This window comes from Alphaproteobacteria bacterium, assembly GCA_040220875.1.
Taxonomy (GTDB): domain Bacteria; phylum Pseudomonadota; class Alphaproteobacteria; order JAVJVX01; family JAVJVX01; genus JAVJVX01.
The window spans coordinates 158,338-179,820 of sequence record JAVJVX010000006.1 but is presented as its reverse complement, the minus strand read 5'-3'; the positions used below and the strand labels follow the sequence as shown (position 1 = coordinate 179,820).

19 protein-coding genes and 1 pseudogene are annotated in these 21,483 nt (G+C 64.5%); 10 read left to right on the top strand and 10 right to left on the bottom strand.

Going from position 1 to position 21,483, the window contains the following annotated elements:
• The first annotated feature begins 80 nt into the window (after nucleotides 1–80).
• The 6 genes and pseudogenes from RLQ26_06885 (at nucleotide 81) to RLQ26_06860 (ending at nucleotide 6,195) form a co-directional block, all read left to right on the top strand.
• Nucleotides 81–878 (top strand): annotated as a pseudogene (locus RLQ26_06885) (alpha/beta hydrolase).
• Nucleotides 879–961: 83 nt separating this feature from the next.
• Complete coding sequence (locus RLQ26_06880) at nucleotides 962–2,500, top strand: amidase (protein ID MEQ9088448.1); 1,539 nt, start codon at nucleotides 962–964, stop codon at nucleotides 2,498–2,500.
• A gap of 55 nt (nucleotides 2,501–2,555) precedes the next feature.
• A complete protein-coding gene (locus RLQ26_06875; GenBank protein MEQ9088447.1) occupies nucleotides 2,556–3,911 on the top strand; it encodes a DUF1329 domain-containing protein in 1,356 nt (451 codons plus the stop codon).
• A gap of 61 nt (nucleotides 3,912–3,972) precedes the next feature.
• Entirely contained in the window at nucleotides 3,973–5,037 is a 1,065-nt protein-coding gene (locus RLQ26_06870; protein ID MEQ9088446.1) for an LLM class flavin-dependent oxidoreductase, read from the top strand.
• A gap of 83 nt (nucleotides 5,038–5,120) precedes the next feature.
• Complete coding sequence (locus RLQ26_06865; GenBank protein MEQ9088445.1) at nucleotides 5,121–5,702, top strand: carbonic anhydrase; 582 nt, start codon at nucleotides 5,121–5,123, stop codon at nucleotides 5,700–5,702.
• 46 nt (nucleotides 5,703–5,748) lie between these two features.
• Nucleotides 5,749–6,195 (top strand): heme-binding protein, encoded by a 447-nt coding sequence (locus tag RLQ26_06860; GenBank protein MEQ9088444.1) that lies wholly within the window; start codon nucleotides 5,749–5,751, stop codon nucleotides 6,193–6,195.
• On the opposite strand, the gene RLQ26_06855 is transcribed toward RLQ26_06860, so the two are convergent.
• From RLQ26_06855 to RLQ26_06845, 3 genes are all read right to left on the bottom strand, one after another.
• The gene (locus RLQ26_06855) at nucleotides 6,192–7,205 is read right to left on the bottom strand and encodes a 4Fe-4S dicluster domain-containing protein (protein ID MEQ9088443.1); all 1,014 of its coding nucleotides are present in this window, start codon (nucleotides 7,203–7,205) and stop codon (nucleotides 6,192–6,194) included. The two genes, RLQ26_06860 and RLQ26_06855, sit on opposite strands and share 4 nt — an antisense overlap.
• A gap of 30 nt (nucleotides 7,206–7,235) precedes the next feature.
• Nucleotides 7,236–8,609 (bottom strand): FAD-binding oxidoreductase, encoded by a 1,374-nt coding sequence (locus RLQ26_06850; protein ID MEQ9088442.1) that lies wholly within the window; start codon nucleotides 8,607–8,609, stop codon nucleotides 7,236–7,238.
• Between the two features lie 61 nt (nucleotides 8,610–8,670).
• Nucleotides 8,671–9,540 (bottom strand): NmrA/HSCARG family protein, encoded by an 870-nt coding sequence (locus RLQ26_06845; protein MEQ9088441.1) that lies wholly within the window; start codon nucleotides 9,538–9,540, stop codon nucleotides 8,671–8,673.
• 223 nt (nucleotides 9,541–9,763) lie between these two features.
• Between RLQ26_06845 and RLQ26_06840 the strand changes: the two genes are divergently transcribed.
• From RLQ26_06840 to RLQ26_06825, 4 genes are all read left to right on the top strand, one after another.
• Nucleotides 9,764–10,525, top strand: coding sequence for an aspartate/glutamate racemase family protein (locus tag RLQ26_06840; protein MEQ9088440.1), 762 nt, complete (start codon nucleotides 9,764–9,766; stop codon nucleotides 10,523–10,525).
• A 127-nt stretch (nucleotides 10,526–10,652) separates the two neighbouring features.
• The gene (locus RLQ26_06835) at nucleotides 10,653–11,708 is read left to right on the top strand and encodes a TAXI family TRAP transporter solute-binding subunit (protein MEQ9088439.1); all 1,056 of its coding nucleotides are present in this window, start codon (nucleotides 10,653–10,655) and stop codon (nucleotides 11,706–11,708) included.
• Complete coding sequence (locus RLQ26_06830; protein ID MEQ9088438.1) at nucleotides 11,708–13,177, top strand: leucyl aminopeptidase family protein; 1,470 nt, start codon at nucleotides 11,708–11,710, stop codon at nucleotides 13,175–13,177. The genes RLQ26_06835 and RLQ26_06830 overlap by 1 nt, the downstream gene beginning before the upstream one ends.
• A gap of 54 nt (nucleotides 13,178–13,231) precedes the next feature.
• Nucleotides 13,232–13,633, top strand: a complete 402-nt coding sequence (locus RLQ26_06825; protein MEQ9088437.1) for a helix-turn-helix domain-containing protein — start codon at nucleotides 13,232–13,234, stop codon at nucleotides 13,631–13,633.
• A gap of 7 nt (nucleotides 13,634–13,640) precedes the next feature.
• On the opposite strand, the gene RLQ26_06820 is transcribed toward RLQ26_06825, so the two are convergent.
• From RLQ26_06820 to RLQ26_06790, 7 genes are all read right to left on the bottom strand, one after another.
• Entirely contained in the window at nucleotides 13,641–14,663 is a 1,023-nt protein-coding gene (locus RLQ26_06820; GenBank protein ID MEQ9088436.1) for an FAD:protein FMN transferase, read from the bottom strand.
• A complete protein-coding gene (locus tag RLQ26_06815) occupies nucleotides 14,660–15,457 on the bottom strand; it encodes a PepSY domain-containing protein (GenBank protein MEQ9088435.1) in 798 nt (265 codons plus the stop codon). The genes RLQ26_06820 and RLQ26_06815 overlap by 4 nt, the downstream gene beginning before the upstream one ends.
• The gene (locus RLQ26_06810; GenBank protein MEQ9088434.1) at nucleotides 15,454–16,011 is read right to left on the bottom strand and encodes an FMN-binding protein; all 558 of its coding nucleotides are present in this window, start codon (nucleotides 16,009–16,011) and stop codon (nucleotides 15,454–15,456) included. Before RLQ26_06810 ends, RLQ26_06815 begins: the two co-directional genes overlap by 4 nt.
• Before the next feature lie 125 nt (nucleotides 16,012–16,136).
• Entirely contained in the window at nucleotides 16,137–17,384 is a 1,248-nt protein-coding gene (locus RLQ26_06805; protein MEQ9088433.1) for a porin, read from the bottom strand.
• A gap of 286 nt (nucleotides 17,385–17,670) precedes the next feature.
• Nucleotides 17,671–19,314: an ABC transporter ATP-binding protein gene (locus RLQ26_06800; protein MEQ9088432.1), complete on the bottom strand. Its 1,644-nt coding sequence runs from the start codon at nucleotides 19,312–19,314 to the stop codon at nucleotides 17,671–17,673.
• Nucleotides 19,311–20,357 (bottom strand): ABC transporter permease, encoded by a 1,047-nt coding sequence (locus RLQ26_06795; protein MEQ9088431.1) that lies wholly within the window; start codon nucleotides 20,355–20,357, stop codon nucleotides 19,311–19,313. Before RLQ26_06795 ends, RLQ26_06800 begins: the two co-directional genes overlap by 4 nt.
• 22 nt (nucleotides 20,358–20,379) lie before the next feature.
• Nucleotides 20,380–21,477 (bottom strand): microcin C ABC transporter permease YejB, encoded by a 1,098-nt coding sequence (locus tag RLQ26_06790; protein ID MEQ9088430.1) that lies wholly within the window; start codon nucleotides 21,475–21,477, stop codon nucleotides 20,380–20,382.
• Between the last annotated feature and the right edge of the window lie 6 nt (nucleotides 21,478–21,483).

Here is a 21,483-nt window from a genome sequence, read left to right as displayed (position 1 = left end):
CAATGTTCGAAGGATTGCCGACAAAATTACCGTAACTATTTGATTTAAAAAGAAAACTTGACTCGGCCCCAGGGCGTCGCCAGCATCCAGGGCGTCGCCAGCATTGCGCGACTCACCTGAAGGATCGGGACTTCCCCCAAATGGCCAGAAGCGAGCAACTTATCCTCATCCCCGGCTTCGGCTCCGACGAGGCTCTTTGGCACCATCAGACCACCCATCTCCGGGACATCGCGGAATGCCGGGTGGCGGTCCCGGACCAGGACGACACGGTCAGCGCGACGGCCGAAAGGTTGCTGGACGAGATTGCCGGCGGCTTCAGTCTCGTCGGTCAGTCGATGGGGGGCTTCGTGGCGCAGGAGATGGTGCGGCGCGCGCCCGACCGGATCGAACGCCTGGCCCTTGTGTGCACGTCCGCGCGACCAAACGAGGGAACGGCGGCCGTCAACAAAGGCACGCTGTCCTCCGCGATCTCCCAGTTTTTCACGCTAGATGATGAGCAGAATTTTGTCGCCACGCGGAAAGAGGTGATTGCCGCCACGCTTTACGCGGACGCGGTCGACAGAGAGCCTGGCCGCATCCTGGAAACCATGCTTACGCGCGTCCTTTCGCGGCCGGGCGTTTTCCACCGGCAGCTCAATGCGATCGCCACGCGGCCCGACGGTCGTCCCCATCTCGCCGCCATTCGGTGTCCCACCGTTGTGATCACCGGCCGGGACGATAAATGGATGGCGCCCGATCTCGCCGTCGAAATGGCACAAAATATCCCGGGAGCGGCGATGGTTTTCATCGAACAGGCGGCGCATGCGCCGGCCATCGAACAGCCCCAGGCGACGACCGCCGTGCTCCGGTATTGGCTGCAGCAGGGGCGGGGAACGTAAAGGCCCGCACCCGAAGCAAGTTCTTCGTGACGGAATTGCCGGAAGAGCCAGCGGCACAACAACGAGTTGGAATCAGCCCAGACATGACTATTACACCGCCGAACAGAGACCAGATTCTCCAGATTGCCGAGCGCTACGGCTTTTCACTCACTACGGATGACGCCATCGAATACGAAGGGTATCTCAGGGACCTGTCGGCCGCCTTCGACAGGCTGGATGAGTATCCGGAACCAAAACTGCCGGTAAAGTATCCGCGAACTCCAGGCTATCGGCCTGGTCCGGCAGAAGACCCGTACAATGCCTGGCACTGCAAGACGGAGATCAGGGGGGCCGCCAGCGGTCCGCTCGCTGGCAAAAAGATAGCCATCAAGGACACGGTCTGCGTCGCAGGCGTGCCAATGATGAACGGCACGCGCGTGCTTGAAGGTTTCGTGCCGGATATCGATGCCACGGTCGTCACGCGAATCCTTGACGCCGGCGGTACCATCATGGGCAAGGCCGCGACCACGGACCTTTCGTTCGACGGCAACGGCCACGGCAATGCGCCGCGGGAATTACGCAATCCATGGAAGCCGACGCACGGCGCCGGCGGCTCGTCCGGCGGCTCGGCAATTCTGGTGTCCACCGGCGAGGTGGATATCGCGCTCGGCGGGGATCAGGCAGGGTCAATCCGTCTCCCGGCCTCCTGGACCGGCGTTTACGGCCTGAAACCGACCTTCGGTGTGGTGCCCTATACCGGGATCATGGGAAGCGACATGACCCTGGACACGGTAGGGCCCATGGCCGCCCGGGTCGCGGACCTGCCCCTGCTGCTTCAGGTCATGGCCGGCTCGGACGGACTCGATCCGCGCCAGGGGACGCCCGTGCCGGTGCAGGACTACGCGGCCGGGCTCGGCCAGGGGGTCAAGGGGCTCAGGCTGGGCGTCGTCCGGGAAGGGTTCGGCCAGGACCAGATGGGGCTGCTGGGACCCAGCGAGCCCGAGGTCGATCGGAAGGTCCGCGCGGCGGTCAAGCTGTTCGAACGCCTGGGGGCCGAGGCTGAGGAGATCTCCATTCCCGAACACGCGGACGGACCCTGTTTCTGGTTTGGAATTGGGATTGAGGGATCGACCGTCCAGATGATCAATGGGCACGGGGTAGGATCGAATTGGCAGGGCTATCACAACACGACACTGCGCGACATGTATGCTCGCGGCTGGAAGACTCAGCCGAACGATCTGCCTGATACGGTCAAACTCACTATTTTCATGGGCCAGTACCTGAACGATCAGTACAACGGCCGCTACTACTCGAAAGCGCAGAATCTTCGCCGTACGTTGCGCGCCGCTTATGACGCGCAATTGGAAAGCTACGACATCCTGGTGATGCCGACGACTCCGATGCGGGCGCAGGAAATTCCACCGAGAGATTGTTCGCGCGAGCTGTTCCTTCGCCGGGCGTGGGAAATGATGCGCAACACCGCACCGATCAGCGTGTCGGGTCACCCCGCCATGAGCGTGCCCTGCGGTCTGGCCGATGGATTGCCGGTCGGGATGATGTTGGTCGGCCGCCACTTCGACGAGGTGACGCTAATCCGGGCAGCACACGCCCTGGAGCAGGCAGAGGATTGGAAGACCCTGTGACCGATTATTCGGGCTGTGAAGGGGTAAAGATTTTTTTCGTGAGAGGAGAGATGGGATGAATACCGGAAATATGGCCAGGAGTGTATTGATCGGATTGGGAAGTTTCCTCGTTTTCGTATCCTCCAACGCCAACGCCGCTACGTGCGAGGGCGAGGTCATCGAAGCGGGAACAGTCATCAATGCCGAAAATATCGACTCCGTTCTCACTAAATGCTTCGACAACCACCGGATCGGCGATGTCATGGGCGACCGCGTCGAATGGCAGGTCCGCAATCAGGGCATGACGCTGCGCCTCACCCCGTACGAGCCGCTCCTGCCGGGGTACCGCAAGCGGATGGTGACCGAGAAATTCAAGGGCACCGTCACCCTCGACCCATCGAGCTTCGATATCACTAACTGGGTCGCGGGCGCGCCTTTCCCCGACGTCGATGTCGATGACCCGAATGCGGCCGTGAAGGTGGTTTGGAACCACCGCAATCTCCCGGCCACGTTGGGTGATAACACCGGCGGGGCGAGCGGGCTGCTGGACCCGAATTTCGCCTATATGCTCATCGATGGGACCAACGGGATCGACAGGATCCAGCGCTGGAACTTCACCCGGGTTCACATGTCGGGACGCTATACCAGCATTGACGGGCCGCACAGTCTTGGCGACGGCACGGTGTTTCACAAAACCATGCTTTTCGCCACATACCCCCACGATATCAAGGGGTTGGGGACCTTTACAATCAACTACACCACACCACGCTACAACGACACCTGGGCCTATATCCGCACCGTGCGCCGGATTCGCCGGCTGTCGGGCGGCGCCTGGGTGGATCCCATCGGCGGCACCGACCAGCTCCAGGATGATCTCAATTTCGCCGCCCACCCGACATGGTATGCGGGCTACAAGCTTCTCGGACGCGCCTGGGTGCTCGCGGTGGCGGAGAGTGAGGCCTCCCGGCCCGGCAGCAGGGCTGCCTGGGATCCGGAAGGAGCCACAATCCCGGAGCGTTTCCCGCTGTCGCAGTTGGACCAGGCACCATACTGGAATGTCGAGGACGACTGGATGCCGCGCGACGTGTTCATCGTTGAGGCGATCCCGCCGGCCTTTCATCCCTATAGCCGACGCGTGATTTATTTCGACGCCGAAAACTGGTCGTTCCTCCACGCAAACGCCTACGACCGGAAGGGCGATTACTGGAAATGGGTGCAGTTCGGGTGGAAGATGTTCGAAAGTCAGGACGGTTTCATCGACCCGGACACAGGCAAGGCGGAAGTCGCACCCCTGACAAACTGGGGCCGTATCACGGATTTTCAGCGGCTCCATTCCACCAACTTCTTCGTTCCCAAGGAGTTTCAGACCAACATTCCGGGGATCGAAACGGATGACGTCACCTTGACCGCACTGGAAGCGGCCGGCCGCTAGCCGGCCGCCTCCACGAGGGCAGGTTGCAGGTTTTCCGGAGTCCGGCGAGGAGGCGGAGAGAATGAAGTTCGGTGTGTTCCTGCCGAATGGAAGCAACGGCTATATCGTATCGAAAGCGGCCCCCACATACCTGCCGACTTTCGAGCACAATCGCGCCATCTCGGTTGAGGCGGAGCGGCAGAATCTGGATTTCGTCCTGTCCATGATGAAATTCCGCGGATTCGGCGGCGAGACCGGATATTGGGACGCCTGTCTCGAATCCTTCACGCTGATGGCCGGCCTCGCCGCCTCGACAAAAGAGATCGGCCTCTTCCCCAGTGCCGCGATCCTCAGCCAGCATCCCGCCTACGTGGCCCGCATGATCGCCACGCTCGACGACATGAGCGAAGGGCGGTGCGGTCTGAATATCGTTACCGGCTGGAACAAGCCTGAATACACCCAGATGGGACTGTGGCGCGGCGATTCCTACTACGAGCGTCGCTACGATTATGCGGCGGAATATCTGTCCATCATCAAGGCACTTTGGGCTGACGGTCGCGTGACGCATCATTCGGAGTTTTTCGACCTGGAAGATTGCGCTTGCCTGCCAACGCCGTCACACGACATTCCGATCGTGTGCGCCGGGCAGTCCCCACGGGGCTGGGACTTCGTGGCCGGCCATGGCGATCACAATTTCATCATGGCGGAAGTGCCGGAAATCAAGAAGATCGCGGACGGGCTGAAGGCGCGCGGTGCAGCCCATGGGCGCCGGGTCGGCACTTATGCGCTTTTCGGTCTGATTACCGCTCCGAGCGATGGAGAGGCGCTGAAAATCGGCGAGGACATCATCGCGGGCGCCGACAAGGGCGCAATCGAGAATATCCTGCGTAGCGCTGATCTCGATCAGAATCAGGGCGGGACCGCCGATCAGCTCAAGGCCTGCCTGGCCAAGGGCCTGGACGAAGGCAATATCGCTTTCATGAGTTTCCCCGTCATCTTCGGCTCCCACGATACCGTGGCCCGAAAGATCGACCAGATCGTGGCCGAAACCGGCATCGACGGCATGCTGTTCAGCTGGGTCGATTTTGTGGCCGGGATCCGGGATTTCGGTGAACAGGTGATGCCCCGCCTCAAATGCCTCGCCTGAGCTCGGGTCGGCCACCCGGTTGATTTTATTCGGGATCGACTCCATTTTCCCCTGACGCCGGAACATCGACGAAGGGGATCTAAATGAGCGAGGTGAAAAAGGAAGTCGAGGGCGCGAACGCCCGCTACGCGGCCGGGTTCAGCCTGGGCGATCTGGAGGTGCCGCCGGCGCGCCGGTTCGCGGTCCTCACCTGCATGGATGCCCGGATGGACCCCGCCAAATTCGCCGGCCTGGCGGAGGGTGACGCCCATGTCATCCGCAACGCCGGCGGGCGGGCCAGCGACGACGCCATTCGCTCCCTCGTGATTTCGCAAAAGCTTCTGGGCACGCGGGAATGGTTCGTCATCCTGCATACGGGGTGCGGAATGGCGACCTTCGACGAGGCGCAGATGGGCGCGCTCCTGGCGGAAAGCCTCAATGCCGCGCGTCTGACCGACGCTGGCTGGGAAAACGTCGAAAAGGACGGCGGCTCGCCCGAGGGGCGCTACATGCCCTGGCTCACCTTTACGGATCTGGAGACCGCGGTCGTCGAGGATGTCCGACGGATCCGCCACCATCCCCTCGTGCCGGGCCATATACCGATCTACGGCTATATCTACGACGTGAAAACGGGGAAACTGGCGGAAGTGGAAGCAGCCAGCGCCGCGGGCAGGGCGCGCGGCTGACGGATGGCGGATGGCGGACGGCGGCCTGGCAGGGCGGGGATTTTGCATGGACAGACTGACATTGGCGGCGGCGGCGACCATCGTGGACACGGCCCTCGCCAAGGGGCGGGAGACGGGATGCGCGCCGCTCACCGTGGCGGTGCTTGATGCGGGCGGCCATCTGGTGGCGCTCAAGCGCGAGGACGGGTCAGGCATCATGCGTGCCGACATCGCCTTCGCCAAGGCCTGGGGGGCGCTCGGTCTCGGCGTGCCGAGCCGCGTGCTCGCCGATCTCGCAGAGAAAATGCCGCAAAACATGCAGACCTTCGCGGTGATTTCGGGTGGGCGCCTGTTCGCGGCACCGGGCGGCGTCCTGATCCGCAATGAAGAGGGCGGTATTCTCGGCGCCGTCGGCGTCAGCGGCGATGTCTCCGACAAGGACGAGGTCTGTGCCGTCCATGGCGTCAGCGAGGCCCGCCTTGTTCCCGATACGCAAAGCCGGTCGGTCTATTAGTCGGCCGCTGCCCCCGCCCGTTCCCGCTTTTTCCGGAGCATCTTCTGCACCAGCTTGGGTCCGACACCGGGCCGGCTCCACGGACAGATAGACAGGCAAAGGCCGCATCCGTGATGCTCGTTGAAGTACGGCACGCATTTGTCAAAATCGACGTACCACTTCTCGACCCCGCGCACCGTTTTCTTGGTATCGTCAATCGCGTTAGCCGGACATTCGCTGGTGCAAAGCCGGCAGCTCTTGCAGAATTCGTCCACCCCGAGCTCGACTGGCGCATCGGGCATCAGTGGCAGGTCCGTCGTCACATAGGCCAGACGAAAGCACGAGCCGAGCCTGTCATTCATGATCGAGCCGTGCTTGCCGAGCTCCCCAAGACCGGCGGCGATAGCGGCGTCCAGGATATTGAGCGCACTTCCCTTCGGCCCGCCGATACCTTCGGCCGGCCAGCCCTTCGCGCGGATCCAGTTGGCAATCGCGACCGCCGCTTCCTGCGAACCCAGATAGGAATCGAAGACCGCGATCTCGCCATCGATAAAGCGGCCCTTCAGATTATGGGCGAACTGATCGTAATCCATGCGGTAGCCGACCAGGATCACGTTTCGGGCGTCGATCCGGTCGCGGTCGAATACCCAAAGGGGATCGAGGGCGGCGATGCCGATCACGTCGCATCCGGGCTGGGCCAGCGCGAATTCCCTGATCTGGCGTGTCCAGTTTTCCGCCGTATCGTCGACCCGCGCCGCCGCCACCGGAATATGGCCGGTTCTCGCCATCTGCACCGTGCGGATGAAGTAGGGACGGTGTTTGTTGATCAGAAGCTTGCGGGCGATGAAGGTAGCGCCCTCGACGATCCAGGGGTGGAGAAAATCGAAGCGGTGATAGACCGGCGTCGGGCGCCGCCGACGGGTCTCGCCGAGCCCATTGATCGTGTTGCCGGACGTTCTCGGTCTCAACAGCCGGAACAGGAGCGAGGGCACGTATCCCTCGGCCGTCTCGCTCCCCACAAGGAAACCCATTTTTCCCTCCTTTAGGGGCCGCGACCGGGGCTAGCCCTGCCCCGCCCGGCGGCGCAATTGCCGGTCCGTGATCGCGTCTCCGAAATCGAGCCACCGAAGAAAGGTGGAGACCGCCAGCCAGCGGATGGGCTCGGGCGGCCAGGGCATGGTCCGGCGTTGCAGCAGCGCCAGATGGGGATGATCCTCGCCGGCGGCGAGGCAGGCAAGGGTTTCGCCCATCGCCGCGGTGGGCGCCACACCATGACCGTTGAAGCCGATACCGGAAAGGATATTGCCGTGCTTTCCCGCAACCTCGATGCGCGGGAACATGTCCGGCGTAAGCCCGCACCAGCCAGCCCAGAGCGACTCGACAGCCACGTCCCGGAGTTCCGGGAACCGGTCGCGGAACCCGCGCACCATCGGTTCGAAAATGCCCGGTTCGTACCGGGTTCGGGGCCGGTTGCCGAAGGTCGCGAATATGCGTTTCGTGTTGGCGACGATCGTGCCCTGTGCGGTCAGGCGGTAGGCTTCGATCACGTTATGCATGCTGACGAGCCCTTCCCGGTTGGGCCAGCCGAGGCGGTCGCGCTGGAACTCCGACAGCGGTGCCGTCTCGAACGCGCCGATGCGAAACGTCGCGACCCGGTTGGTCAGCCGTTTCAGTGTCGTCGGCGTGAAGGTGCCGGCGGCGATGATCACCCGGTTCGCGCGCACGCTCCCCTCGGGCGTGCGCAGGGTGGCCGGCTGGCCATCCTCGATCGCCGTAACCGGCGTGTTCTCGAACAGTTTGACTCCGGCCCGCTTCGCCGCATCGCGCAATCCCAGAACATACTTGCCCGGATTGAGCGTGCCGCCGCGCGGGCAATACATCCCGCCCAGCCAGGCCGTTGGCAGCTCGCGCGTGCGGCAATCGCGCTCGTCCCAATGCTCGACCTCGAAACCGGCGCGCTGCGCGGCCTGCGCCAGGGCTGCGGTTTCCTGCAGCATCTTGGGATGCGTGGCGCCGAACAGATTGCCGGAAGGGATGTAATCGGCCTCGATCCCGTAGGCGGACAGCTTCGCTTCGGCAATATCCACGACGCGCGCGATGTAGCGCGCATATTGCCGGGCAGCATCCGAATCGGGGTTCTTGAAAAAGCGGCGCATTTCCTTGCCGGGTCCCACGAGATGCCCGCCGCTTCGCCCGCTGCCGCCATAGCCGCAGTGGAACTGCTCCACCAGGGCCACGTCCATGCCCTTCTCGCGGAGCGAGAGGGCAGCGTGGAGTCCGGTCCACCCGCCGCCGATCACCACGGCGTCGGTGACGATATCGGTGGAGAGGGGCGGGCACGGGTCGGCCGGGGCTGTCATATAGGCGCTGAGGGGCAGGAAGCGCTGGTGGAGCGCCTCGTCGCCTTGCCCGTTTGCGGGTCCGGTCCCAGTCATGGTCTCGATATCCTCCCCCTTTTCGCCCGGTGACACGAACACCGGTGCCAGTGATAGCCGCCTAGCCCGACCAGTCCACGCCGCGCGCCCAGTCCTCGAGCGAGAGGATATCGGGCAGCAACTGGCGGCAGGCGGCGATATCGGTACCGTATCCCACATCCCTGAACCACGAGAACATGAGATAGAACTCCCTGGCCGTGTCTTTCAGAGATTCGACCGGAAAAGGTGCGTAGGCAATCTCGCGTCCCAGGACGCCTGAAAAAACTCGGCAGATTTCGGGGCCGGTCAGGGCCTCGGCCGCCAGTCCGACCGCGCGGCCGAGAAACTCCTCGCGCGCGCGGAACACCGCCGCCGCCGCCTTGCCGATATCGGAGGTCGCAATCAGGTGCAGCGGCACGTCCGCCGGCAGCGGCAGGGCAAGCGTCCCCGACAGAACGCCGGCCCGGAAATCGGGCAGGGTCGCGAAATTATCCATGAAGAACGCCGGCCGCAGGACGGAGAGCGGCAGGCTCAGGCTCTTCGCGTAGTTCTCAAGCTCGAATTTGCTGTCGAAATGCGGAACGCCCGTCGCCCGATCGGAACTCTCCACGCTGGTATAGACTAAATGCTCGACATCGGCTTTCGCCGCCGCATCCGCGATGGCACGGCCTTGCGCGATTTCGTGGGCAACATCCTCGCCGAAAAACGCCTGAACCGAAAACACCCCGTACACGTTCCGAAACGCCTCGACCATCGTGTCCGGCCTGTCGGGATCGCCGTAAACGGTTTCGGCTCCCGCCTCGGCCAGGGCGCGGGCCGGCGCGCCGTCAGGGGCGCGGGTCATGGCCCTGACATGCCAGCCATCAGCCAGAAGCTGTCGCGCCGTCGCGCCGCCCTGCTGGCCGGTCGCGCCGGTCACGAGAATAATTCTTTCCCTGGATGGCAGCGCCATTTTTCCTCCGATGAACGCGGAGACCTCGCCTGTCCTTTTTGATGATGGCCGACCGGCCGGGGTCGGCAGGGCGGCGAACTCTAGCATCCGCAGGGGGCACGGCAAGTCCGGTCGTCGTCGCCGTAATTGCCGGGGCTCGATAATGCACTAACATGGGTCCTGAAACATGGACTGCTGAAGTCCGACGGTCCCGCCCTGATAGTCCCATAGAGGAGATTGCCCCGTGACCAAGCGCATTCGCGTTATCTACCCCGTCTGGGTTCCCGAGGAAGCGCTGGCGGAAGATGTCGCCGTCCAGATCCCGCCGGAACACATCAAGCCCGGTATCGAGGTGGAGTTCTGCTGCACCCGGGCCGGTGCCACCACCATGGACAGCTATTACGAGATCGCCATCGCGGAAGCCTTCGTGCTGGAGGCAGGATTGCGGGCGGCCGAAGAGGGGGTCGATGCCATCTGCATCAATACCACCAGCGATTCGGCGGTGCTCGCCCTGCGCTCGCGCCTGTCCATCCCCGTCATCGGACCAGGCGCGACCTCTTTCCTCCTTGCGTGCATGCTCGGCAACAAGTTTTCCGTCGTGACCATGTGGGACCGCTGGAAGATCCTGTACAAGCGCACCTTCGACGACCAGGGGCTGTGGCATCGGGTCGCCTCCATCCGCAGCGCGGATATCGGCCCCGATCCCCAGAAACTGCTGGCCGGCAAGGAAGGCGAGGTCTTTCCCCGCATTGCCGAGGAGTGCGAGAAAGCCATCGAGGAGGACGGCGCCCAGGTCATCGTCATTGGTTCCACGACCATGCACCGGGCGCATCACTACCTGGTCGAGCGCCTGCCGGTGCCGGTCATCAATCCGGGCCTTGTCGCTCATAAAATGGCCGAGATGCTTCTCGATCTGGATTTGAGCCACAGCAAGCTTTGCTACGCCGATACCCTTGCTCCCAATGACGCCCTGCTGTTCAACACGCTCGGTACCGCTACGCCCTGAACGGCCATTCGTTCCGCTGTCCGGTGCGAGGCGTCTCTGGCTTTCGGTGCGTGCCCGCGCTATTTTGACTTTCATGATCACTCGGCGGGTTTGGGCAAACTGGACAGTCCGGCGGAAGCCGCGCCGCTTGCGCCTGGCCCTTCTGCCCGGGCTTCTCGGCCTGCTCGCCCTCTCCGCCTGGCCGGCCGCCGCCGCTGCCCAAACCCTGGTGCCGGAAATCACCTATTTCCGCATCGGCACCGGTCCCAGTTCCGGCACGTATTTCCCCGTGGGCGGGCTGATCGCCACCGGCATATCGCGCCCGCCCGGCACGCCGTCCTGCGCCGCCGGGGGAAGCTGCGGGGTCGACGGTCTCGTGGCGGTGGCACAGGCTACCGAGGGGTCGGTAGACAATCTGGCCCGGTTGCGCAGCGGTGATCTGGAATCGGCGCTCGTCCAGGCTGATCTCGCCCATGCGGCCTATCATGGCGCCGCTCCCTTCGATGTCCCGGGCCGCGACCAGAAGCTGCGGAGCATCGCCTCGCTCTTTCCCGAAGCCATGCATCTCGTCGTCAGACAGGATAGCGCCATCACCTCGATCCGGGGGCTCGGTTTCAAGCCGCTATCCCTGGGCGGGGAGAGTTCCGGCACCATGGTCATCGCACGGCGCGTCCTGGCCGCCTACGGGCTGGCCGAAGCGGATTTCGAGACGGCCTATGTCACGCCGCTCTACCTGCGGCCCGACGCCGCGGGCGCCGCGCTGATGGAGAAGAAGATCACCGCTTTTTTCGTCCTGGCCGGCGCGCCCATAAAATCGGTCGCCGCGCTGACCGGCAGGTTGGATCTCAGGTTTCTGCCGCTGTTTGGTGCGCCCGTCGATCAAATCATCCGCACGTCCCGCTTCGTGCAGCCGGCCACGATACCGGCCGGCACCTACCGGGGCCAGACGCGGGATGTCCCCACCCTCGGCGTTGACGCCCAGTGGATTATTTCCGCCGACCAGCCCGAAGAACTGGTCTACGAGATAACCAGGGCGCTCTGGCATGACCGCACGCTGCCGATCCTGAGGGCCGGTCACCCACTGGGGCAGAACATCCGCTTGACGAGCGCACTCAGGGGGCTGGGCGCGCCGCTCCACCCGGGCGCCGCCCGGTTCTATCGCGAACGCGGGCTGTTGCCATCCGAAAATGGAGGAGACCGCTGATGGCGTCCCGTCCACCTTCATCTTCACGGCGCCGTCCTCGGACGATCGTAAACGATCCCCCCGGTTTCGCGCCGGTGCGAGGCGGCGGGCGGACCATCGGGCTTCGTCTTGTCAGTCCGGCGGGGCTCGCGCGTTACCGGAAAAAGGCGGGCGCGCGCGAGCGGCGCTGGATTGAGGCGACCGGCTTCAAGGCTGAGACCCATCGTTTCCTCGCGGTCCCGGCCGTGGATGGGCTCGTATCGCATGTGCTGGTGGGGTTCGATTCAGCCGATCCCGAGGCGGTGCTCTACGGGCTTTCCCATTTGCCGGGCGCCCTGGCGCCGGGCCGCTACCGGATCGAGCCGGACCATTCCGATCCCGCGCCGGATTTGGCCATGCTGGAGCAGCTTTGCCTTGGCTGGGCGCTCGGTGCCTACCGGTTCGAGCGCTTCAAGTCGACGCCCTCGGGCGAACAGGGGGCGCGCCTCGCCTGGCCGGACGGGGTAGACAGTGCCCATGTCGCCCGGCTCGCACGGGCCGTCGGGCGCACCCGCGATCTGGTGAATCTGCCGGCCTCCGATCTTGGGCCCGCGGAACTGGCCGCGGCGGCGCGCGATCTTGCGCGGGAATTCGGTGCCCGGTGCCACGTGATCTCGGGCGCCGCGCTGCTCAAAAAAAACTACCCGGCGATTTATGCCGTCGGTCAGGGGAGCGACCGGCCGCCCTGCCTGATCGATCTCGTCTGGGGCCGGCCGCGCGATCCCAAAGTCACACTCGTCGGCAAGGGTGTCACCTTCGATACGGGCGGTCTCAATCTCAAGCCCGATCAGGCCATGAAGCTGATGAAGAAGGACATGGGTGGCGCGGCGCATGTCCTTGGCCTCGCGGGCGCGCTGATGGAGGCGGGGACGCCGATCCGCCTGCGCGTCCTCATTCCGGCGGTCGAGAACAGCCCTTCCGGCCGGGCCATGCGGCCGCTCGACGTGGTGCCGACGCGCAAGGGGACGACCATCGAGATCGGTCATACCGATGCGGAAGGCCGCGTCATCCTGGCCGACGCGCTGTTCGAGGCCAGCCGGGAAAAGCCGGCCCTCCTGCTGGACTGGGCGACGCTGACGGGAGCGGCGCGTGTCGCGCTCGGCACCGATATCGCGGCGCTGTTCGCCAATCAGGATGATCTCGCCCTGGATCTCATGGCGGCCGGCGAGAGGCTGGCCGACCCGCTCTGGCGCCTGCCGCTGCATCAGGGTTATCGCACCCAGATCGACAGCAAGGTGGGCGATATCTCCAATACCGGCTCCACGCCCTATGCCGGCGCCATTACCGCGGCCCTTTTCCTCGCTCATTTCGTCGGGCCGGGAGTCCCCTGGGCCCATATGGATGTCATGGCCTACAACATCTCGAGCCGGCCGGGCCGGCCGGAAGGCGGCGAGGCGCTCGGCCTGCGTGCCGCCTACCACCTGATCCGCGCGCGGTTCGCCGCCGGCTAGTGCGGCGCGGCTTGGCGGGCCGGTGAAAATTTCCTACATTGTTTCGGGTGCGAAATGACCGGGCCGGCACGGGCGGCCCGGCAGGGCGAGCGAGGGCCGTTCATGGTGGAAAAATCGGGCCCTGCCGCGCTTCGGACCTGGCAGGCGGCGGTCGAGGAAATCCTCCGCCTCGACGGGCCCGACCTGACCCTGCGTCAGACGGCAGTCATGCTGGCGGTCTATCTCGAGGGCGGCCTGCCCACGGTCCGCGGGCTCGCGGCCAGGCTCGGTATCGGCAAGCCGGCGGTGACCCGCGCGCTGGACCGGCTGGAAGGTCTCGGCTTCGTCCGGCGGCGCACCGATACGCGCGACAAGCGTTCCATCATCGTCCATCGGACGGTTACCGGATCCGTCTTTCTGGCCGAACTGGCCGATTCCGTTGCCGGCCGAAGGGCGGGCGGCGCGACCGGCGATTAATTCGGCCCTATATCGGCATATCGCCCAGAATCTGCTGCCGGCCCTTGCGGTCGATTAAAAGGGCGCCCGTGCCGGGGTGGCGCGCGAGAGCGGCCTCGATTTCGGCCCGGCTCATTGTGCTGAATGCGGTGGAAAACCCGTCGGCCAGCCAGGCGGTGGGGGCGATGACCGACGCGCTCCGATAGCGCTGGCTGGGCCGGCCCGTGGCAGGGTCGAACAGATGGTGATACCGGCCCTCCCTGTCGAACCGGGCGGCATCGGGGGCCGAGGTCGCGACGGCGCGGTCCGACAGGCTTACGATCCGCGACAGGCTGCGATACCCCGGCGCCGCCAGGCCGATCCGCCAGGGGCCACTGCCATCGGGCCGCTGGCCCAAGCCGTAGGTTTCGCCGGTCTCGACGAGCGCGCTGTTCACACCGTGCCGGCGGAGCAGGGCGGCGATCCGGTCCGTCAGGAAGCCTTGTGCAATTCCGTTCAGCGTCACCGCCATGCCGTCCCGGGCGAAGCGGATGGCGCGATCATCTGCCTGCACATGCTGAAACCCTGTCAGCCTCCGCGCCCTGGCAAGACGCTCGTCGAGGGCCGCTTCGTCCGCGGTGCCGGCTGAGAAATGATCGCGGCAAGCTTCCCACAAGGGCTGAACGGTAGGATCGAAGGCGCCTGCCGTGCTTTCGAAGATTTGCCGGCAATAATCCAGCAGCAGGCGGAAATCGGCCGGCGGCCGGTTGAGCGTTCCGGTGCGGTTGAGGCGTGCCAGAGCCGAGTCCGGCCGGTACAGGCTGAACAGCCGTTCGATCCGTTCGATCTCTTGCCGGCAGGATGCGACGAGTTGCGCCGCCACGCGCGCATCCGGATGCGCGACCTGCAGGCCTGCATCCGCGCCGAGCGCGCTTCCCGTCCAGCGGGCGATGGCCGGCGCCCCTGCATTCGTCTGCCGGGCCGCGGCCGCCAGGCCAGCCGCCATGACGGGGAGCCCTGCCAGAACCGTCAGGACCCGCCGTCGTCCGACGCTTCTGTCCGAGGACGTCATGACCATGATCCATCCTTTCGGCCGCCGTTCCGCGGGCGGCGGCGGAAAATACCGGTCACGACAAGGAAGATCAGGCTGAGCGCCGCAAGGTCTACCAGATAGACCCCCCAGCTTCCCAGAATTCGCCCCGTGTGCAGATCGAGCACCAGTCGCTCCAGCGATACGCCGGCCCGGCCGAGCGCCCCCAGCACCTCGGTCCGGATATTGTCCGGTACCGTGCCGGGCAGGGCCCAGACCACCGCTGTCGGCGCGGTGTCTCCCGCGGAGCCACCTGTGAGCGGCCGCCAGGCCAGAAACTCGTCATCGGCCGCAAACGAACCGCGCGCGGTCGCGACCGCGACTTGTCCGTCGACCAGGCCGATTCGTTCGACGGCGCCGGGCAGGCTGGCCTGGCCGAGCCGTTCGATCAGGAATCCGTCATGGGTGAGAAGAACGATATCCGAGGCGCTTGCCACGGCAATTATGTCGTCGAGCACGACCGCGCCGCGAAATCCCTCGCCGATCTCGGCCACACCACGACCATCGAGAAACAGCCGTCCCTCGGCCGCCACCAGCCAGGTGCCGTTGAGTGCGGTCCCGGTCATGGCGACGTCGCTCGAGGGAGCGTAATGCCGGGTCAGAAACGGAAGGGTGGTTGTGGTCTCGCGCAGGCCGAATTCCTCGACGTGGTTGAGCAGGACACCCGTGATCGCCACGATGACGATGACAAGCGCCGCCGCGAGCCCGACACGGCGGTGCCAGCGCAGCCAGGAACTGCGATCGCCGTTGGTTTTGCGGGACGACGGCCGGCTCATCGCGTCCTCTCCCCGGCTTCAGTCATTACCTCGCCGTGGAGATACAGCGCGAGCTGGGCCATGGCCTTCATGGCGCTGACCGAGAGCGTCGCGCCCGAGATTCCATCGACCGCACGGGTAAGCGTAAGCTTCTCCGTCAGGCGGGCCCGTTCAAACTGTTCCGTGAAGAAATCGTGGCGCACTTCCCAGCCGTGGCTTTCCCGGTAAATCAGCACGTCCAGCCTGGCCAGCTCACCGCCCTCCGGCCCTTCCTCGACGACGAATCCCGCCGTGATCGGCAGGGTCTTTCCGATCTCCTCCAGGATCCACGCGGTGCGCGGCCCGTCCCGCCAGTAGCGGACCCGGAGGGCCGCCGGCCGACGATTGAGGATGCGCGCCGCCGCGTCGCGCCGCGCGCCCGTCAGCCAGATGGTTTCCGCTCGCGGGGGGCTGCCCGAAAACACGCTGTCCAGAAAGGCATCGGGCGCAAGATAGACATCTTCCGCCGCCACCGGGGCGGCGAGGTAAAGCGCCGTCAGCAGGACGGCCAGATGAAGTGGCAACCGCGAAGGCATTGGGTTCCGGAATCCCCCCAAGCTTGGAAAAAGGGTCCGAGCACGGGACATGAGCGCTTTGAAAAGGTCAAGTCCCGTGCCCGGCAGGAGACGCGCCAAGGGAGACGCACCAAGGGAGACGCACGTTAGAACTGGAAGCCGATCCCCAGATTGAGCCGATCGTCATCGGCCACCCCCGCAGGCGTGTCCTGAAAATCGAAATCCCATTTCAGGACCACATTGGGGTGAAGCCAGTAGTTCATCCCGACAGTGACCTGGCTTGTCTTGGTGTCGATCGAATTGCCGGCGTTGTTGTCATCCTCGCTGTAGCGCGCGAAAAAGCCGAGCCCGCCGATACCGGTGGCGACCTTGAAGGATGGCTCGACATACCAGCCGTATTGCTTGTCCCGCCCGACGGCCTCTGCCGCGAAGCCTTTGAGGTCCCAGCGCGCATAGAGCGCCCGGAGTCCCAGGCTGACCTGCTGCGCGATCTGGCGTTCGGCATCGACATGCGCTTCCCACAGGGTCGCGTCCGTATCAGGGTCGCCCGCATCGCCCTGGGTCACATCGAACTGATGCTGGAAGGTGGTGGCCAGTTCGATACCCGGCAGGCCGGTATAGCGGATGCGGCCCGTCAGGGCGGGACTGCGCAACGTCGATTCGGCGACTTTCTGTCGTCCGCTGCGGACACGGAAGGCGTTGGAGCCGGTGATTGGCACGTCCAGCCCGCCATGCACGAGCGCGTCGAAGCGCAGGCCGTTCTGCGTCGTGTAATCGAAGCCGGCGCCACCTTCCCACCAGGTGGTCGGGATGATGTTGCTTTCGACGCGATTGCGCTCGACGCCGTAAAAGGTCGGCGGCTCGTGGGTCTCGTTCAGAATGCCCACGGGGATGAGGAACAGGCCCGCCCGTCCGGTCGTGGACTGACTGAAATCGTGCTCGATGAAGGCCTGTTCGAGCTCTACCTCGCCCGGCGCCCCGTCCCCGGCAAGGGAATGCTCCAGCTCCAGCTCCGAGAAAAGTCGGGTGCGGTCGCTGAACTGGTGATTGATGAACAGAACGAACCGATGGAAATCGAGTTCGTCCTTGTCGCCCCCATTGTAATGAAGCTCGCCATAGCCGCCGAGTGACGTCCGGTTCCACCAGCCCTCGCCGCCGGTCCCGGCCGCCTCGATCGCGTCGGCCGAGGCCTCCACCCTGGTATCGGTTTCCTCGAGGCGCTGCTCGAGGGCGTCGATCTTCTCCTGCTGGCGCTGCAGCGCGTCCCACATCTCCTGCGGGGTGGGCGACTGGGCGCTGGCGGCGGCGCCGGACAGGGCCAGGATCGGCGCCGCCAATACGGCACCGGCGGCCACCGTCCGGAACATGCGCGCCTTTCGGTTGATGTCATTCATGGAAGTGCTCCCCCTTTGTTCTGCAGATTCGGGCCCGGCTGGATCCCTGGGCGGGGCCGTCGGCGCCCGCCACGCAACCGGTATTGTTTTCTGCGAACGAAAGTCATAATCATTCGCAATCAGGCGGCACCTTATTGCGAATGATTTGCAATAGCAAGACGATTCGGGAAGCGAGTCGGCCCGGATGCGGGACGACGCTGGACCACGGGTCGCGGACACCGCCCGGACCAAGATAAAACATTGATATTGTTTGATTAAACCGGGGGCTGGGCGTGGGCGCGCGAGCTCAGGTGGCGACGATGCCGCCGGCCACAGCGCGGTGATCGAGGGCGGCGGCGAAAAGCGCCCGGGTATAGGGCGCCTGGGGTGCCTCGAAAATGCGGTCCGCCCGGCCTGCCTCGACCACCCGGCCGTTCTGCATCACGAGGATGTCGTCGGCCAGAGCCCGGACCACCCTGAGGTCGTGGCTGATGAACAGATAGGCCAGGTTGTGCCGGGCCTGAAGCCTGCGCAGAAGGTCGATTACCTGGGCCTGGACGGACATATCGAGGGCTGAGGTGGGCTCGTCCAGGACCAGGAGATCGGGCCTCAGGACAAGGGCTCGGGCGATGGCGATGCGCTGGCGCTGCCCGCCCGAAAATTCGTGGGGGTAGCGGTCGATCGTGGTGCGGTCGAGGCCGACCTCCTCGAGCACTTCCTCGATAAGCCGCGTCCGGGCGCCGGCATCGGCCCCGATGCGATGCAGCTTCAGCCCCTCCTCGATGATCTGGCGCACCGAATACCGCGGGCTGAGGGAGCTGAACGGGTCCTGGAAAACCATCTGCATCCGCCGGCGCAAATGGCGCAGCTGGCGCCAGTCCCGGCCGTCGATCCGCTCACCCTGAAAACGGATCGCCCCGGTGCTCTGGGTCAGTCGCAGGAGGGCGAGGCCGAGGGTGGTTTTGCCCGAGCCGCTTTCGCCCACGACACCAAGCGTCCGGCCGCGCCTGAGGGACAGGCTCAGCCCGTCCACCGCCTTGATATGATCCTTCGTGCGCCGGAGCAGCCCCTGCCGGACGGGAAACCACACTTTCAGGTCTTCCGAATCGAGCACGACCTCGGTATCGAGCGACCGGGGTGTCGGGGTATCGCGCTGCTCGGCCGCCATCAGTGCGCGCGTATAGGGGTGGCCGGGCTTGGCGAAAATTGCCTCGGCCGGGCCGGTTTCGACGATCTCGCCCGCGCGCATGACGGCAAGGCGGTGGGCCATGTGACGCACGATCCCGAGGTCATGGGTGATCAGCAGGACCGCCATGCCGAAACGTCCCTGCAAATCCTTCAGAAGTGCCAGAATCTGCGCCTGAATGGTCACGTCGAGCGCGGTGGTCGGCTCATCCGCAATCAGCAGGTCAGGCTCGTTTGCCAGCGCCATTGCGATCATCACCCGCTGACGTTGCCCGCCGGAAAGCTGATGCGGAAAGGCATTGAGACGGCTTTCCCCGTCCGCCAGCCCGACGAGCTCCAGCAGTTCGAGGGTGCGGGCCCGTACGGCGCCCCCTTTCAGCCCCTTGTGCAGGCTGAGGGTTTCGCCGATCTGGCGCTCGATCGTGTGCAGCGGGTTGAGCGAGGTCATGGGCTCCTGGAAGATCATCGAAATCCGGTTGCCGCGCACCCGGCGGAGCGTTTCGGCGCTGGCGCCGAGAAGGTCCTCGCCTTCAAAGCGGATGCGGCCGCTCGGATGGCTCGCCGCCGGGTAAGGCAGAAGCTGGAGAAGCGAAAGCGCGGTCACCGTCTTGCCCGAGCCGCTTTCGCCCACCAGGGCCAGGGTCTCGCCCCGCCGGATGTCGAAATCAACGCCCCGGACCGCCAGTGCCGTCTCATCCCGGCCCAGGCTGAAGGCGACGGACAGATTCTCCACCCGCACCAGCGTCTCCTCTGGTGACGCCGTCATCGCCGTGCCTCGGGCAATGCCTTGCGCGGATCAAACGCGTCGCGCACCGCTTCGCCAATGAAAATCAGAAGGCTCAACATCACGGCCAAAACGAGGAATGCGGTCATGCCGAGCCACGGCGCTTGCAGATTGGCCTTGCCCTGGGCCAGCAGTTCGCCCAGCGAGGCCGAGCCCGGCGGCAGGCCAAACCCGAGAAAATCAAGCGAGGTCAGTGTGGTAATCGATCCGTTCAGGATGAAGGGCAAAAAGGTAAGTGTCGCCACCATGGCGTTGGGCAATACGTGGCGCCACATCACGGCGATGTTCGACAGGCCAAGCGCGCGCGCCGCGCGCACATAATCGAAGTTCCGCGCCCGGAGAAATTCCGCGCGCACGACATCGACCAGCCCCATCCAGCTGAAAAGCAGCATGAGCCCCAGCAGCCACCAGAAATTTGGCTGCACGACGCTTGCGAGAATGATCAGCAGATAAAGCGTTGGCAGGCCGCTCCAGATCTCGATGAAGCGCTGGAACATCAGGTCCGTCCAACCACCGAAATAGCCCTGCACCGCGCCGGCAGCCACGCCGATGATCGAACTCAATATGGTCAGGGTGAGGCCGAACAGCACCGAGATGCGAAAGCCGTAGATCAGCCGCGCCAGGACATCGCGCCCCTGATCGTCGGTGCCAAGCCAGTTGTCGGGCGAAGGCGGGGCCGGAGCCGGGCGGTCGAGTGCGCGGTTGATCGTATCGTAGCTGTAGGGAATTAGTGGCCAGACCATCCAGCCCTTTTCCGTGATGAGGTCCCGCACGTACGGGTCACGGTAGTCGGCCGCAGTCGGAAAATCGCCGCCGAAGGCGGTCTCGGGATAATCGGTCACGACCGGCATGTAGAAGGCACCGTCGAACCGGACGAGGATGGGCCGGTCGTTCGCCAGAAACTCGGCAAACAGGCTCAGTCCGAACAGCACCAGAAAAATCCATAGCGAGTAATAGCCCCGGCGGTTGCGCCGGAACGCATCGAGGCGCCGGCGTGTCAGGGGTGACGGGCGCCAGCGCGACATTCCTATTGCCCTTGTCGCCACGTCACACGCCTCGCGATTCGAAGTCGATGCGTGGATCCACCAGCACATACATGAGATCGCTCACCAGCTTCAGTAAAAGGCCGATGAGAGTGAAGAAATAGAGGCTTCCGAACATCACGGGGTAGTCGCGATTTATGGCGGATTCGAAGCCCAACAGACCAAGTCCGTCGAGCGAGAAAATCACCTCGATCAGAAGGGAGGAGGTAAAAAGAATCGAAAGGAAGGCGCCCGGGAATCCCGCAATCACGATCAGCATCGCATTGCGAAACACGTGATGGTAAAGGACCGCGCCCTCCCCAAGCCCTTTTGCGCGGGCGGTCGTCACGTATTGCTTGTTGATCTCTTCCAGAAAGGAATTCTTGGTCAGCATGGTCAGCCCGGCAAAACCGCCGATTACCATCGCCAGCACCGGCAGGGTGAGGTGCCAGAAATAATCCGCGATCTTGGCAAAGAGGCCGAGGTCGTCCCAGTTTTCCGAGGTCAGGCCGCGCAGCGGGAAGAAGTCGAGAAAGCTGCCGCCAGCGAACAGCACGACGAGCAGAATGGCAAAAAGAAACCCGGGGATGGCGTAGCCCACGATCACAATAGCGCTCGTCCAGACATCGAAGCGGCTGCCGTCGCGGATCGCCTTGGTGATGCCAAGGGGAATGGAAATGAGATAGATGATGAGCGTCGACCAGAGGCCGAGCGAAATGGACACCGGCAGCTTGTCGAGGACGAGATCGATGACACTCTGGTCGCGAAAGAAGCTCTCGCCGAAATCGAAGCGCAGATAATTGCCCATCATCTGCCAGAACCGCTCGCCCGCCGGCTTGTCGAAACCGTATTGCGCCTCGAGTTCACGCAGAAACGCGGGATCGATACCCTGGGCGCCGCGATAGCTGGAGCTGCCGCCGTCGCTGGCGTCGCGCTGCCGCATTTCGCCGCTATCCGCCCCGCCGATCCGCGCGGTCGCCCCCACAGCGACCCCGCGCAGTTCGGCAATGGCCTGTTCGACCGGCCCGCCGGGCGCGGCCTGGACCACGATGAAATTGACCACCATGATTCCGAAAAGGGTCGGAACGATCAGCAGCAGCCGGCGAAGGATATAGGCGGGCACGGCGGC